Annotated in this window: 19 protein-coding genes; 7 read left to right on the forward strand and 12 right to left on the reverse strand. The window is 46.6% G+C overall.

Going from position 1 to position 14,504, the window contains the following annotated elements; translation table 11 throughout:
- Positions 1 to 3 precede the first annotated feature (3 nt).
- Complete coding sequence (locus BMW79_RS01210; RefSeq protein WP_089889459.1) at positions 4 to 744, reverse strand: SDR family oxidoreductase; 741 nt, start codon at positions 742 to 744, stop codon at positions 4 to 6.
- A gap of 86 nt (positions 745 to 830) precedes the next feature.
- Positions 831 to 1,763, reverse strand: coding sequence for a helix-turn-helix domain-containing protein (locus BMW79_RS01215; protein ID WP_089889462.1), 933 nt, complete (start codon positions 1,761 to 1,763; stop codon positions 831 to 833).
- A gap of 82 nt (positions 1,764 to 1,845) precedes the next feature.
- On the opposite strand from BMW79_RS01215, the gene BMW79_RS01220 reads away from it, so the two are divergent.
- Positions 1,846 to 2,700 carry an alpha/beta fold hydrolase gene (locus tag BMW79_RS01220; RefSeq protein ID WP_089889464.1) on the forward strand — a complete coding sequence of 285 codons (855 nt, stop codon included), beginning with the start codon at positions 1,846 to 1,848 and terminating at the stop codon, positions 2,698 to 2,700.
- A 70-nt stretch (positions 2,701 to 2,770) separates the two neighbouring features.
- On the opposite strand, the gene BMW79_RS01225 is transcribed toward BMW79_RS01220, so the two are convergent.
- Positions 2,771 to 3,712: a polysaccharide deacetylase family protein gene (locus tag BMW79_RS01225; RefSeq protein ID WP_089889467.1), complete on the reverse strand. Its 942-nt coding sequence runs from the start codon at positions 3,710 to 3,712 to the stop codon at positions 2,771 to 2,773.
- Positions 3,712 to 4,110, reverse strand: coding sequence for a DoxX family membrane protein (locus BMW79_RS01230; protein ID WP_089889470.1), 399 nt, complete (start codon positions 4,108 to 4,110; stop codon positions 3,712 to 3,714). The genes BMW79_RS01225 and BMW79_RS01230 overlap by 1 nt, the downstream gene beginning before the upstream one ends.
- A gap of 85 nt (positions 4,111 to 4,195) precedes the next feature.
- Here BMW79_RS01230 and BMW79_RS01235 point away from each other — a divergent pair, with 85 nt between their 5' ends.
- A complete protein-coding gene (locus BMW79_RS01235) occupies positions 4,196 to 5,041 on the forward strand; it encodes an AraC family transcriptional regulator (RefSeq protein ID WP_089896738.1) in 846 nt (281 codons plus the stop codon).
- 57 nt (positions 5,042 to 5,098) lie between these two features.
- Here the strand turns inward: BMW79_RS01235 and BMW79_RS01240 are convergent, their stop codons facing one another.
- Positions 5,099 to 5,380 (reverse strand): hypothetical protein, encoded by a 282-nt coding sequence (locus BMW79_RS01240; protein ID WP_089889473.1) that lies wholly within the window; start codon positions 5,378 to 5,380, stop codon positions 5,099 to 5,101.
- Between the two features lie 146 nt (positions 5,381 to 5,526).
- Between BMW79_RS01240 and BMW79_RS01245 the strand changes: the two genes are divergently transcribed.
- Positions 5,527 to 6,114 carry an SMI1/KNR4 family protein gene (locus BMW79_RS01245; protein WP_089889476.1) on the forward strand — a complete coding sequence of 196 codons (588 nt, stop codon included), beginning with the start codon at positions 5,527 to 5,529 and terminating at the stop codon, positions 6,112 to 6,114.
- Here the strand turns inward: BMW79_RS01245 and BMW79_RS01250 are convergent.
- Positions 6,102 to 7,097, reverse strand: a complete 996-nt coding sequence (locus BMW79_RS01250; protein WP_089889479.1) for an AraC family transcriptional regulator — start codon at positions 7,095 to 7,097, stop codon at positions 6,102 to 6,104. The genes BMW79_RS01245 and BMW79_RS01250 overlap by 13 nt on opposite strands.
- 142 nt (positions 7,098 to 7,239) lie before the next feature.
- On the opposite strand from BMW79_RS01250, the gene BMW79_RS34055 reads away from it, so the two are divergent.
- Positions 7,240 to 7,407: a hypothetical protein gene (locus BMW79_RS34055; RefSeq protein ID WP_218150265.1), complete on the forward strand. Its 168-nt coding sequence runs from the start codon at positions 7,240 to 7,242 to the stop codon at positions 7,405 to 7,407.
- A gap of 5 nt (positions 7,408 to 7,412) precedes the next feature.
- Positions 7,413 to 7,634: a nuclear transport factor 2 family protein gene (locus tag BMW79_RS34060; RefSeq protein WP_218150266.1), complete on the forward strand. Its 222-nt coding sequence runs from the start codon at positions 7,413 to 7,415 to the stop codon at positions 7,632 to 7,634.
- A 206-nt stretch (positions 7,635 to 7,840) separates the two neighbouring features.
- Here BMW79_RS34060 and BMW79_RS33670 read toward each other — a convergent pair whose 3' ends face one another.
- Positions 7,841 to 8,197: a hypothetical protein gene (locus BMW79_RS33670; protein WP_143059043.1), complete on the reverse strand. Its 357-nt coding sequence runs from the start codon at positions 8,195 to 8,197 to the stop codon at positions 7,841 to 7,843.
- A 448-nt stretch (positions 8,198 to 8,645) separates the two neighbouring features.
- On the opposite strand from BMW79_RS33670, the gene BMW79_RS01265 reads away from it, so the two are divergent.
- Entirely contained in the window at positions 8,646 to 8,939 is a 294-nt protein-coding gene (locus BMW79_RS01265; RefSeq protein ID WP_089889485.1) for a hypothetical protein, read from the forward strand.
- A gap of 37 nt (positions 8,940 to 8,976) precedes the next feature.
- Here BMW79_RS01265 and BMW79_RS01270 read toward each other — a convergent pair whose 3' ends face one another.
- On the reverse strand, positions 8,977 to 9,513 hold the full coding sequence (locus BMW79_RS01270; protein WP_089889487.1) for a GNAT family N-acetyltransferase: 537 nt from the start codon (positions 9,511 to 9,513) through the stop codon (positions 8,977 to 8,979).
- Between the two features lie 54 nt (positions 9,514 to 9,567).
- Here BMW79_RS01270 and BMW79_RS01275 point away from each other — a divergent pair, with 54 nt between their 5' ends.
- A complete protein-coding gene (locus tag BMW79_RS01275; RefSeq protein ID WP_089889490.1) occupies positions 9,568 to 9,888 on the forward strand; it encodes a hypothetical protein in 321 nt (106 codons plus the stop codon).
- Positions 9,889 to 9,908: 20 nt separating this feature from the next.
- On the opposite strand, the gene BMW79_RS01280 is transcribed toward BMW79_RS01275, so the two are convergent.
- From BMW79_RS01280 to BMW79_RS01295, 4 genes are read right to left on the reverse strand one after another with little or no spacing between them, the layout of a single operon-like run.
- Positions 9,909 to 11,129, reverse strand: a complete 1,221-nt coding sequence (locus BMW79_RS01280) for an ABC transporter permease (protein WP_089889493.1) — start codon at positions 11,127 to 11,129, stop codon at positions 9,909 to 9,911.
- 13 nt (positions 11,130 to 11,142) lie between these two features.
- Positions 11,143 to 11,895 carry an ABC transporter ATP-binding protein gene (locus BMW79_RS01285; RefSeq protein WP_089889495.1) on the reverse strand — a complete coding sequence of 251 codons (753 nt, stop codon included), beginning with the start codon at positions 11,893 to 11,895 and terminating at the stop codon, positions 11,143 to 11,145.
- The gene (locus tag BMW79_RS01290; protein ID WP_089889498.1) at positions 11,892 to 13,127 is read right to left on the reverse strand and encodes an efflux RND transporter periplasmic adaptor subunit; all 1,236 of its coding nucleotides are present in this window, start codon (positions 13,125 to 13,127) and stop codon (positions 11,892 to 11,894) included. The genes BMW79_RS01285 and BMW79_RS01290 overlap by 4 nt, the downstream gene beginning before the upstream one ends.
- Before the next feature lie 13 nt (positions 13,128 to 13,140).
- Positions 13,141 to 14,433 (reverse strand): TolC family protein, encoded by a 1,293-nt coding sequence (locus tag BMW79_RS01295; RefSeq protein ID WP_245752347.1) that lies wholly within the window; start codon positions 14,431 to 14,433, stop codon positions 13,141 to 13,143.
- Positions 14,434 to 14,504 lie beyond the last annotated feature (71 nt).

A 14,504-nucleotide genomic window follows, 5' to 3' on the forward strand; every position in this document is an offset into this window, starting at 1 on the left:
TGCTCAGGCCATACCACCATTTGCACCAATATTCTGTGCGTTGATCCATTTAGCATCATCGCTGGCCAGGAATACCACCAGTTTAGCAATATCATCCGGTTCGCCGATACGGTTGAAAGCAGAGAGAGAAGCCAGGCGGGCAATCAGTTCGGCCGATTTACCATTGGTAAACAATTCCGTGTTGGTGGGACCAGGAGATACGGAGTTAACATTGATACCTCTTGCACCCACTTCTTTGGAGAACACGCGGGTAAGCTGTTCTACAGCAGCCTTGGTAGCTACATAGGTAGCATAACCCGGCAGCATGATCCGGTTTACGGAAGTAGAGAAGTTAATCACGCTGCCGTTATCCGCCAGGCGGGTAGCGGCTTCGCGCATGGTATTAAAAGTTCCTTTTACATTGATATCAAACTGGCGGTTAAACTCTTCGTCGGTGGTATCTTTGATCTGTTTGGTGATCATGATACCCGCGTTGTTTACCAGTACATCGATGCGGCCGTAATGGGCGATGGCGGCATCAAACAGGATTTTCACATCTTCGCTCTTACTTACGTCCGCCTGCAAAGCAATGGCGTCGCCACCTTGCTGCTGAATATCAGCTACTACCTGCAGGGCAGCATCTTTACCACCGGCATAATTAACAATCACCTTTGCGCCTGCTGTGGCCAGCTGGGTGGCAATAGTAGCGCCAATACCTCTGGATGAACCAGTTACCAGGATGACCTTATCTTTTAAAGTGCTCATGTTTTTTTGTTTTTGTTTTGATAACACAAAGGTGAAACATTCACCACCCCAAAAAGTATAAGAATTACACTAATAGTTACAAATATCTAAGATGTTTGTTGTTTACGGTATAAAGCCGGTGTAATACCTGTTTGTTTTTTGAAGTAGTTACTGAAATGCGTGGCTTCCGTAAAGCCAAGCTGCGACGCTACCTCCTTGATGGATGCCGTGGAATGTTGCAACAGGATGCGCGCTTCTGTAATGGTTTTCTCGGAAATCCAGGTAGCTATAGGTTTCCCTGTTTTGCTTTTGATCACATTACTGAGATAGTTGGGATGCAGGTGCTGGGCATCGGCATAATCCGTTACCCGGAATACCTTTTCCGCTTTACCACTCACGAGGTCCCGGTAATGCTGTTCCAGGTTTCTTTTAAACTGTTTTACGATCTGGGAACTGCGGTTTCCCTCGTAGATAGGATTATAGTCTTCCCAGAAGTATGCTTTGATCTTCAGGAGCAGCACCACAAATAAACTCCCGATGATCCGGGTTCTGTACGGAGAGGTCGCAAAATACTCTTTTGAAATCTGCTGGTATAACTGTTCAAACTCCGCAAAGGCTTCCGGTTGCAGCGTTCTGGGCGGCACCGTTTCTGCCAGCAGGAAAGGAAATTCCTCAAATACTTTTGGATGCACATTCTCTTTCAGGAAAGATTCGCTCAATGTGATCAGGTGAACATCATTGATCTGCTGCCACTCATAAGATTTAAAATGCCCCGGATTGGTGAAATAGATAGTGCCGGGAGCTGTGTTAAATGTTTGTTCATCGGTAGTATACTTGCCAATGGCATCTTTCACAAAAACAAATGAAAAGAAATTAGTACGGTAAACGATGGAAGTATAGGGCAATTCCGCGTGAATGTCTTTCAGGTTGTGGATGGTAAAAGCAGTCGTTTCATCTATACTATCTACCGGCAATCCCTGGTAGTGGTACTGGTCCAGCAGGCTGTTAAAAATCATTCTGTTTGCATTCTTCTCTGACATCCGGTATGGCTTTCCATGAAATTAAGATTTACTGTTTATTCTTTCTAATTAAGCAGTAAATTACCTGCTATAAAACCCAGACATGCCACTCCCCAGCGCATTTAAAAACAACTCCGTAACCTCTGAAGACGGAACGCATATTGGCTACAGACAAACAGGAGCCGGTGAAGGAATTATCCTCGTACACGGCGGTATGATGGCATCGCAGAATTTCACTGCCCTGGCAGAGGAACTGGCGAATGAATACACGGTGTATATCCCGGACAGGCGCGGACGTGGTTTAAGCAATGACCATGTGAACAACAGAGGATTGCCATTTGAAGGGCAGGATCTCCAGGCAATAATAAATCAAACCGGTGCCGAAAGGATTTTCGGACTTAGCTCCGGTGCAGTTTGTACGTTGCAGGCGGTATTCGATGGCGCCCGGGTTAAAAAGGTGGCTTTATATGAACCACTCATGTCCAATCAGGGCAGTAATCCCCTGGTGAATACCCAAAAATATGACCAGGCCATCATGAAAGGAAACTATGGTAAGGCGTTTATCAGTATTATCAAAGCGACGGATGGTTCTTCTTTTTTTGCTAAGCTGCCGGGGTTTATAACGGTTCCGCTAATGAATCTCGCTATAAAATCAGAAGGAAAAAAAGACAACGGCGACAAAGTACCACTGCAAAAACTGATTGCAGAATGGGGCTACGACCGGGATCTTACCCTTGCTTCGGCCGGGATGATGGAAAGATGCAAAAACATCACACAGCCCGTGCTCCTGATGGGAGGTGCCAAAAGCCAGGCGTTTTTTAAAACGGCTCTTGGCGGCTTAGCTGCTGCCTTCCCCCATTGCAGCCGCATTGAATTTCCCGGCCTCGGTCATCTGGGCCCTGATAATTCAGAACAGCCAAAAGTGATAGCGGATGCGCTCCGGCAATTTTTCAAATAACAAATCTTTCTGTTTATCCGCCAGGTATACCCTCTCTTCCTTGTTCCGGCGGACAAAATAATAATGTTACTTATGCTTGCTCCCTGATGGTATTCTTATCGGCCAACGACATTTTTGCGATCTCGTCTTTTCTTTTGAACACCACACCGGCGTGCTTTTGCATATAGGCAAACAGTTCACTGGTGGCCTTTACCAGCTGTGGCGTACCGCCTATGCGGTCGTGGAAGCTGATAGACATCATCCGTTTGCGACGGGCAGACTCTTCATACAGCTGGTCGAATTCCATTTTGATCTGTTGGAGGAACTGGTCGGTAGAAAACCACTGACCGGCTACCAGTTGAATATCGTTACAGCGCAAGGTGTAGGGTACTACCACAAAGTCGCCCCCATTCAATTTAATAATAAACGGTTCGTCCCTGCTCAGGTCATCGATATGATACAGGAAGCCCAGTTCCTGGAGAATATTGAGGGTATTATCGCCCCGGCGCAGCCAGTTGGCATTATATCCCACCGGTGTAACGCCCGTAGCCTTCCTGATGGCTTCCATACCATCTTTGATAAATTGCTTTTCCTCCTCATAGGGCAGCATGTATTGTGATGACCAGTCGCGGCCATGAGCGGCTGCTTCGTGTCCGCGTTGCACGATTTCTTTAGCCAGGCCCGGATGTTTTTCCACGGCGCTGCCAACCATATGGGAAGTCACTTTCACACCGAGCCGGTCCCAGTTATCCAGCATACGGGGAATCCCTTCCTTAAAACCATACTCATACCAGGTGGTAGCGGGAAGATCCTTGTATCCTTTGAGCAGGTTTTGCGGAAACGGGCTTTCGGGCCTGTCCGGCTGGCCACCGGCTTCAAATTGCATAGATACGGATACAACCAGGCGGGAGCCGTCGGCCCAACCAGGGCTTTGCTTTGGAGCTGCTGTTTGCGCCAGCACAGTGCCGGGGCGTACCATACCAGCCAGGCCTACCAGGCCTGCTGTTTTCAGAAATTCTTTTCTTGTAGCCATTATTTTTTTATGAGATGATCAACAGAGAGGGTGTTATACTGGATAAAGACCAGCAGCAAGCCGAAAAAGGCGGCATGAATCAACTGGGAAGGAATGGGATCCCAGTTTTCTATCATGGCAGAACCAAAAATCAGTAATACCATTACAACTCCGCCACCGATCAGGGATACACGGGTAAATAAACCCAGTAACAGCAATAGCCCGATAACAAATTCAGCGATTGGCAAAGCATAGCTGAAAGGCACTACCATCAGGTCGGGCAGCATGGACTTTTCAAAGCTTTTCACCATCCAGGCGCTGAAGCCGTTGAGTTTGGGCAGTCGTACCAGGCCGTGGCCAAACATACTGGCAGCTACGGCCAGGCGGAGTAAAAGGAATACGATGGCGTTATTTTCCATTTGAGTGAATTTTGTAAAGCAAAGATCAACCGGCAGCCGGCAAATAATTTGTACTTTTTTAGGATCATTCTGTACTTTTGCAGGTATGTTGCAAGAGAACTTATATCAGCCTTTTGAGATAGAATACCGGGAATGCACGGAGTGCCCGATAGATCCGCATAAACACAATTTCTTTGAACTTGTGTATGTCGTGGAAGGCACTGGCATGCAGTGTGTAAACAAAAACCAACTGCCCTACAGCCCGGGGAAACTGTTCCTGGTGATGCCACAGGACTGCCACTCGTTTGATGTGAAGGAATCCACCAAGTTCTTCTTTATCCGCTTCAATAACATCTACCTTCAAAATCAGCAAAAAGACTGGATCCAGCAACTGGAATTCATTTTTCAGAATACCAACCATATGCCCGGTTGTATCCTGAAGAACAAAAACGACAAACCGCTGGTAAAAGCACTGATAGAAGCATTGATCCGCGAGCTGGTCAATCAGCAGGCATATCACCGGGAAATGGCCCAGCAGATCGTAAATACGATTATCATGGTGATTGCCCGGAATATATTGCTGCAAATGCCGGAGCAACCCAAACACCCCGCGAAGCAGGATGCTTCCCTGAATATACTGCATTACATACATGAAAATATCTACACGCCGGAGAAACTGCGTGCAGAGCAGATTGCAACGCATTTTAATATTTCACCAACTTATCTCAGCGAGTATTTCAAGCGTAATAACGGGGATAGTTTACAGCAATATATCACCCAGTATAAACTGAAACTGGTGGAAACAAGGTTACAATATAGTAGTATGCGGGTAGGGGAAATAGCCGATGAGCTGGGCTTTACGGACGAAAGCCACCTGAACAGGATGTTCAAGAAATACAAAGGGGTAAATCCGTCTGCTTACCGGAAAGAATTACAACTCCAGGATAATTAAACGCATAAAAAAATCGCCTGCATGATGCAGGCGATTTTCTAATAATTTGATGAGGGACTATTCTTCGTCCTCTTCTTCTTCTCCATCGTCTTCCAGCCACTCCATGTAAGAGTAGTACCAGTCTTCCAGCTGCTCCAGCAGTTCCTGTTTCTTCTCCGGTGTATTTTTATAGAATTCTTCTACGTTATCGATTTCATGAACGATATCGATGTAGGCAGTTTCTTCATCTTCTTCTACCCGTTTGGCAAAGAAGCGGGGTTTCTCGGTATGAAAAATATATTCATTTTCCGGATCTGTTACAGGATCGTCTGCAATCAGAAATTTAGGTAACTGTGCCATAAAGGAGTTATTTACTTTTAATGATGTTGTACTCTTTCCAAGAGCTACAAAATTATTGATAATTAGCTTATAAAAAACATGCAGTGGGAATGAATAAATTTATTGATTAAATTTCACATCTTTATAGTCGTTAAAACCCATACCATATGCAGCAATATTGGCTCAGATGGGAGAACTGGATGAAACAGCATGCCCCCCGACTGCTGAACATCCTCCATCCCGGCGTTACTTTTGAAGCGGTGGAATCTCTTGAAAAACTGATCGGAACGGCCATGCCGGACTCTTTCAAAGCATTTTATGCCATTCACAACGGACAACAGAAAGCCAGGGCCGGGCTCGTAGATGCTGATCAGTTACTGAGTGTGGAAGATATTATCACCCAGTGGCATCACTGGAAAGACCTGCTGGACGCAGGCACCTTCAATTATCATGACGAACCCGTATTATCCACACCAGACACCGGTATCCGGCACGACTGGTGGAATCCTTTGTGGATCCCCTTTACCAGCGATGGCTTTGGTAACCACCTGTGTATAGACCTGGATCCGGCACCCGAGGGCAAACACGGACAAATCGTTACCCTCTGGCACGACGACAGCCACCGCGCCATTGTAGCCGCGTCTTTCGAAGAATGGCTGCAAGACTATCTCAGTGCCCTGGATAAGGGAGAATATATTTTTGTAAAGAAATGGGGAATCGTACATAAAGATACCTTCCTGAACTACAATGACTGATACTGTAACGGCGAACTACCTGTCCAACGCTTAAAAGCCCTTGTAAACGCACTCAACTCGTTATAACCAAGCATCCAGGAAATATCTTTTAACGCATAATTACCAGCACCGATATAATACACCGCCAGTGAATGCCGCACCGCATCCGCAATATCCTGGTATTTTACCCCTTCTTCCTTTAGCTTTCGTTGCAGACTACGTGGACTTATATTGAAATTGGCCGCTATATCGTCCAATGAGGATACACCCAGGTAAGAGTTAGCCAGCAGGTAGTTGTAAATCCGGGTTTGCAGGGTTTGTGGCTGATCGGAAGTTTTGGGTAAACTGCTCACTTTTTGCAGCAACAGGTTCTGCAGCTCATAATTGGCCGTTAAAAGCGGTTCTTCCCAATACCTGTTGTCAAATACCAGCACATATTCTCCGGCCCGTTTTGAGGGCTTACAACGAAAAACGCGCTCATATTCGGCGGGATCAGGCACGGTGTAGGCTAATCGTACCGCCTGCGGCACAATTTTTTGCAACAGCAGGCCGTCCAGTTCATGGATCACCATTACCATCAACACCTCTATCAATTGACGGAAAGCATACGGAGGCGTGGCGCCATGATCTGTTGCGGGTAACAGTCGTACCATAAATGTTTTCGCACTGCGTGCTATTTCCATCCGGCACTGATCCGTTACCAGGTGCGTTAATGCGGCAGCATGGGTGAGCGCTTCCCCTACTGTAGCGCTGCTTTGTATAATTTCCCCCACAATGCCCAGCGCTGCGGGCTGCAGGGATTCGCCAAAATGTAATCCAAACAGTGGGTCGTTCGTGAGGCGACCGGCATTGAGCCAGAGATCCTGCAACTGCTGTGCGGTTACAGGCGCTGCGTGCGACTTCCGTAACGCCGCCAGGTCAATTCCTGCCAGTTTGCAAAGCTGAGCTGCATTTACATCCCGCTGTACCGCGTAAGCGATCATACTTAAGATGAGCTGTTTCATATGATAAAGATATCCCGGCTTCCGGATATAAAAATGAGCCTGTCGTCAAATGGTAAGCAATTGTCGTGTAAAGGTAAATGATAAAGGTATGTGCCGGAGTAGCTTTGCATTATCAATTCATCAACAACTAAAAATGATAAAAATGGAACAGCACACATTACAGGTAGTGACCGAATTCGTAAACGCAGTACAACAGGTAAACCTCGAAAAATTAGGCGTCCTGTTACATCCCGAAATCACCTGGGACCAACCGGCAGCAACCGGTTTTCCGGAACAAAAAAATCAAGCGGAGAAGTATTCCAGATGGTAGGCGGCATGTTCGAAGTATCACAGAATAGCATGACCTTATCTGATATTAAAACCATCGCGGTAAACGGAGATCAGGCATCTGTAGCACTCACCTGGAAAGCATCCAGACCTGGTGCAGAATTACATACAGATAACGTAGACGTATACACGGTGAAGGATGGTAAAATCGTTGCAGCAAAAATATATGCGGCGGATATACATCAGGAGAATACGTTCTGGGGAAACTGATTATTTATTTACACGGGCGCAACTTCCGGACTACGGGCAGTCCGGAAGTTGTTTTTATAAAGCCGGTTATTGTTTTAGGAAGAAATTTACCGGGAGAAGCGTTCAGACACAGGCAGGCCGGAAGCTATTTATAGGGAAAATGACGGCTTAACCGCCGAAGTTTGTAAAGAGGTATACTCAAGAATGCGGCGGCCAAAAAAGTTTATTTACAACGAAGAACGCTTCTTTTTCCGCAGGAGTTTATTCATCAGGTGCCGACCGGAATAATACATAGGTTCATAATCGCGGTAGAATACTTTCTGAGAGGAAATCCCTACGCATATGGCCCCGGTAACCATTTCCGTTCTCTTCGTCCCCCCCGTTACGACCAGTTCCGGAAGCTGAACAACCGTGTCAGGTGTAACTGTAGCGCTTGCGGGTATAGACAATGGCAGGCTGGGATCATCCGCAGAAACAGGCTGCGCCATGGAAACCGTTTCTATTTCCTTCCGCTCCCGGTCTCTTGCCTGCGAAAAACCATGTTCAGCTAATCCAACAGTCAGCCCCGCCGTGATAAGTGCCACGGGCAACAATTGCGACCGGGGAGCTACCGGCTCCGGTATACATCTCCCTAATTGATCTACGCTAAAATGACCACAAACACTACCCCTACTGTTACGGATAACAGTAAAAATTTCCGTGTCTGTTAATAAGGAGAAATCAACTACCGTTTTATTGCAGTTAACACAGTACTTCCCTGTCGCTGTGGGCGACATGTTTTGCCAATTCTCCTCACAAGGTGTAGGAACAGATAGATACAGACCTTTCGTTGACTTCATAGGCAGAGGGTTACCGGACATGAATATACGAAAATAAAATGACCCAAAGAGGGGAAAATCCCCGGTATGCTCCCCCATAGTGACGCTTATAGCTATTTATAAGCACTTGTATTTCAATAACAAAACCAATGGCATTATTGTTGAATTATCAAGTTCACAAAGCAATCATTTTTTAAATTAAAAAAGTAGTGATATGAAAACTCCAAAATTTTTAATAGCTGCCGCCATCGGCGTAGCAGCAACACTGGCCGGCCAACATTTGTTTGCACAAGGCATTGACAGTACCGCTAAAAAAGTAGGTAATAAAACTGCCTCCATTGCCGTAAAAGGAGCCTCCACCATTACAGATAAAACCTTTAAAGGTAAAGAAGGTCCAAATGGAGAAACTGTTTACATCGACAAAAAAGACAGGAAATATATTGTAGATGAAAAAGGAAAGAAAGTATATCTGAAGAAAACGCAGATACACGACAAGAAAAAGGATTAATATCTAAACCGTTATAACGAAAGCCGGCCAGGGAAACCTACCGGCTTTTTGCTTGCTGGTAATCACCGGATAAAATACCATACATAAAATTGTCTACCCAGGCACCACGTATAGGAAGTACCTCACGCTTGCGCCCCTCCAGCTGAAAACCGCATTTTTCCAGCACCCGCGCAGAAGCAGTATTTTCAACAGCACACCCCGCCTCCATGCGGTGCAACCGCAGTGTATCAAAGGCATATGACAGCAATTCCCCTACTAATTCAGTTGCGTAACCATTTCCCCAATGTGCCACATCCAGTTTATACCATATTTCCGCACTATTGAAGCGGACTGGTTTAAACACCATACCGGCCAGACCGATAAATTCACGTGTATCCTTCAACGTTATGCACCATACCTGCTGGCCTTCCTCTTTCAACCAACCATTTACAATGCTGGTGGTGACGCCGATATCTGCAGGCAGTCCCAACGTGTTAAACCTGTCTGTTTCCGGCAAACTATGCAGCCGGTGTATAGCAGGTATATCTTTTGCTGTAGCAGGTATAAGGCACAATTTATCAGACGAAAGTTCCATGATGTTAAGATAGTAATTGTTCTGTATATTTATTTATGCGCTAAATATCTGATTATGCAACTGAAACCAGGCACCTGTTATAAGATCAAAACCAGCGGTATTGCAGCATTGCAGCAGTTTGGCGACTATGAATTTATAGTAGCCGTTATTCATGCAAACGACACCTCAGACAGTGCCGTTTTCGAATTCAAAAAAATCATCGGTCATTATAGCACGGAGCAGGAAATAGCGACCCGGCAAGCCGTAGAAACACATGCCGACGGATTTTCACTGGAAGATATTACCGGACACCAGCTAAACCTGGTGCAATTCGAGCGGGAAAGTGAATTTCTGAAATGGGTAGCGATAGGAATTGCCGTTCCCATTAATTGTTAAATGGATCCGTGTATGCTCTCCTATTCATACCGCAGCGCTTCGATAGGATCGAGCCTGGATGCCGCCTGCGCGGGATAATACCCGAAGAAAACACCTGTAAAGGCGCATACCACGAAAGAAAGAATAATGGAAGATTCAGATACCAGCGTAGGCCATCCAAGCGTAAGGGTAATTACCTTCGCAGAAGTGACACCAAGTATTACCCCGATAATCCCACCCGTTACGCTGATAATAATAGCTTCCACAAGAAACTGCAGCAGAATATCAATACCGCGCGCACCAATCGACATCCGCAATCCGATTTCCCGGGTACGTTCTGTAACTGATACATACATGATATTCATAATGCCGATACCGCCAATCACCAGGGAAATACCTGCAATAGCGGTGAGCAGGATAGTAAGCAGACTGGTAGTGGAACTCAACGTTTTGATCAGTTCTTCCATGGTTCTTACCTGGAAATTATTTTCATCTGCCGGCCTTAACCGGTGAGTGGTTCTCAGGATATCAATAATTTCGTTGGTAGCCTTTTCAGAAGCACCTTCACTAATAGCGGATGCATAAATACTCTGAAAATAGATCGTGGCCAGGATGCGCTTCTGCACAGTAGTGTAGGGCGTCAGGATAATATCATCCTGGTCCTGACCGAAGGAGCTTTGCCCCTTTGCTTCAAGCGTACCTATCACCTGTAAAGGAATAGAGCCGAGGCGGATCACCTTCCCTACCGGGCTTTCGCCGCTGGGAAACAGGTTCTTGATCACTGTCTGCCCCAGTACACATACTTTAGCCGCAGTGGCCACATCCGCATCGGAGAAGCTAACCCCATCCAGGATAGTGAGCTTACGGATATCGAAATAAGAAGGCGCTACGCCCTGGAGCGAAGTAGGCCAGTTCAGCGCACCATAAATAGCCTGTCCTTTAGTAGAGGCCACGGGCGATACAGCGCTTACATACTCCGCGTTCCGCTGGATAGCCTGTACATCCACTATGGTAAGCGATTGAAAGCTTTCGCCGCCAATCCTTACGCCACCTGCCACGTTACTACTGGGGAGAATGGTAATCATATTGGACCCCATGCTGCTGAGCTGCGACTGGATACTCTCTTTGGAGCCCTGCCCGATAGCCACCATGGCGATCACGGCAGCCACGCCGATAATAATTCCCAGCATGGTCAGGAATGCCCGCAGCTTATTGCGCTGCAGGGCCTTTAACGCTATCATGATGAGATTGATCGCACTCATTGTATCGGGTTGATTAATAATCTTCGGCCGGAGGCAATGCTGCCAGTGCCTCTTTGGCCGAGCGTACGTTTTCGTTTTTACTATCTTTCACTACTTTGCCATCGCGCAGCATCACCGTTCTGCTGCTGAAAGCCGCGATATCCGGTTCATGCGTTACAAACACAATGGTTTTTCCTTCCTGCTGATTCAGTTCCTGCATAAGCGCCATAATTTCGTAGGAAGTGCGGGTATCGAGGTTACCGGTGGCTTCGTCTGCCAGGATCATCACGGGCTGGTTCACCAGTGCCCTGGCAATGGCTACGCGTTGTTGCTGTCCGCCGGAAAGCTGGCTGGGCGTATGATCTTCGCGATCGCCCAGTTTCACCGCCTGCAAAGCCCCTAATGCCCGGTCGCGGCGCTCTTTCACCGTTAGTTCCGGATTGTAAAACAGTGGCAATTCCACGTTCTCCAATGCAGAGGTACGCGGTAGCAGGTTATATGCCTGGAATACAAATCCGATTTTGTGATTGCGTAATCTCGCCAGTTCATTGCGCGAGAGGTTGCTCACATTCACTCCATCCAGCAGGTAGTTACCGGAGGTCGGTTTATCGAGGCAGCCGAGAATATTCAGCAGCGTGGTTTTGCCGGAACCGCTGCTGCCCATGATCGTTACAAATTCGCCTGCAAACACATCGAAGGATACGCCTTTCAATGCACGCACTGTTTCGGTGCCCATTACAAACTCACGCTTGATCTGCTGTAATTCCAATATCTTGTTGCTGCTCATCGTCTTCGCCCTCCCATTTTTGGTAAAAACGGACTGGAATTTCCACCAGCGGCGGCTACAGCGCCACCACTGCTGATCCCCAGCACCACCACATCATTTTCGTTTAGTCCTGAGAGTACTTCTATATGCGTATTGTCATTCAGTCCGGTTCTGACATGCTTCTGCACCAGCGTATCACCACGCAATACCCAAACGTAATTGGAGGAACCAATACGCCTGGTACTCTTGAATTTCCCACCGGTAGTATCTTTTGTCTGTGCATTATTATCGTGTGTTCTGCGTACGGCGCTCTCTATCACATAATCTTTCAGCTGCATCGAATCAGGGATAAACTTCAACGCCTTTACCGGTAACAGCAGTGCGGTATCTTTCTCTGCAGTATAAATGGTCACATTCGCCGTCATACCAGGTTTCAGCTTCTTGTTATCATTGGGTGCATTGATAATGGTATTATAGGTAACTACGTTAGAAGAAACAGAGGGTTGCAGCCTGATTTCCTGTACATGGCCACTGAATACATCTTCCAGGTAAGCATCAACGGTAAAGGTTACACGAAGTGAGTCTTTTACGTTACCAATATCGGCTTCGTCTACGCTGGCCTCTACCTGCATTTTGGTAATATCTTTTGCGATCACAAACAGCGTGGGCGTATTGAAACTGGCTGCCACCGTTTGTCCAACGCTTACATTCCTGTTGAGCACCACCCCATCTATCGGCGAATGTATTTCTGTAAAAGAGAAATTCTTTAATGCGGATGACAACTGAGCATTCACGCTGGCCACGTTGGCTTTTGCCTGACCTATCTGGTTGGCTGCAATATCATAATCCGCTTTGCTGATGGCGCCGGTTTTATAAAGGAGTTCCTGCCGCTGGAAATTATTTTTCTGGTATTCCAGGTTGGTTTGTGCTACCAGTAAGTTAGCCCGCAGCTGATCTACCTGTGCCTGGAAAAGATCCTTATCCAGCTCCGCCAGGAGCTGTCCTTTCTTTACCTGGCTGTTAAAATCCACATAGAGATACTTCAACGTACCGGATACCTGTGTACCTACCGCAACGGTATCTACAGGTTGTATGGTTCCTGTAGCCGTAACGGTGGTGGCTATATGTCCATATTCCGGTCTTGCGGTTTCAAACCGCACCGGCTCTGCTTTCTTCCTGATAAAGAAAAACCAGATCGCCACCAGCAGCAGTATAATCACCACCGTTATGATAACACCTTTATACTTCTTCATACCTCAATTGCATTTATAGTTTTACCGGTATGCCCCTGTAGAAATCATAGATCCTGATATTCAGAGCAGCATTGTATTTCGCCTGTATATAAGATTGTAACGCCTGTACATATAAATTCTTCTGCTGCAGGAATACCACAATATTGGCTGCACCCACTTTCAACTGTTCGCTGGCAATCCGGTAGCCTTCCTGTGAATATTTAAGTTGTTCCACCGCCGCATCGTACTGCGATTGCGCGTTCAGCACATTGATGTAAGACTGTTCAATAGTTTGTGTAAGATTCGTTTTTGTATCCTGTAGCACCAGTTTCGACTGATCCACTTCTATCTTCGCTTTTTCCACATTTGTTTTCACGACCCGACGGGTGAAAATAGGCACCGACAATGTGAGTCCTATCTGCTGATAAAAACTATTATCCAGTTGCTTGAAATAAGCCGTATTGGAGTTTCCGCTATTATAAGCAGCCCCCAGTGCGCCGCCGGCGGACAATGTAGGCAGGTAGCCGGTTTTGGCCTTCGCCAGGTCCAGGTTGGATACCTGGATACCCAGTTCGCTGCTTTTTATTTCCGGTCTGTTAGCCAGTGCAGAATCCTGTACTTCCTGCAATGCATACAAACGGGTATTGGTAATAAGTGTATCCGGTTCCAGTATTTCAAAGTCGTAGCTGCTGGGGAGCTGTAACAATTGTTTCAGTACCAGTTTATTCTGCCGGTGCTGATTTTCCGCAGTAATGAGCTGATACCGGTCGTTCGACAGTTGCGACTGCAGTTGTACCAGGCTAATAAGTGCGATGCTGCCTACATCATATTGTTGCTGTCCTTGTTTTACCTGTGCTTCGGAGGTGGCCACCACATCTTTCACATACACAATATTTTCACGGGCCAGCAGGATGTTCAGATAGGCCTGGGTAATCGATACGGTGATATCATTCACCTGTTGCGCGATATTGAGGCCAGCCACCTGTGTGAGCAGGTTCTTTTGTTTAATATCGTAGTTGAGATAGCCTCCCTGGAAAAGGGTAACATTGGAGTTAACGGAGTAGTTACCGTTCGTATTGACATTGTAAGGGTAGTTACCGGCTGCGTTCACTGTTTTACCACCATCCAGGTTCTGGGAAACGGTTCCATTCAGATTGGGCAGCTTCGCGGCTTTCGACAGCAGCAGGTCTTGCTCTGTGCTCAGGCGGCTCAGGCGCAAGCTGTTTAACTGGATATTATTTTTCAGGGCATAATCAAAACATTGCTGCAATGTCCACTGCACCGGTAATGTGGCGGCAATACTATCCTGCGCCCATATATCGGACATCCTTAACAACAACACCATAAAGCAAAGTAAAAATTTCCCGGGCTGTCTGAAAAACATCATCGTATAATCAT

The organism is Chitinophaga arvensicola, from assembly GCF_900110835.1.
Classification (GTDB): Bacteria; Bacteroidota; Bacteroidia; order Chitinophagales; family Chitinophagaceae; genus Chitinophaga; species Chitinophaga arvensicola.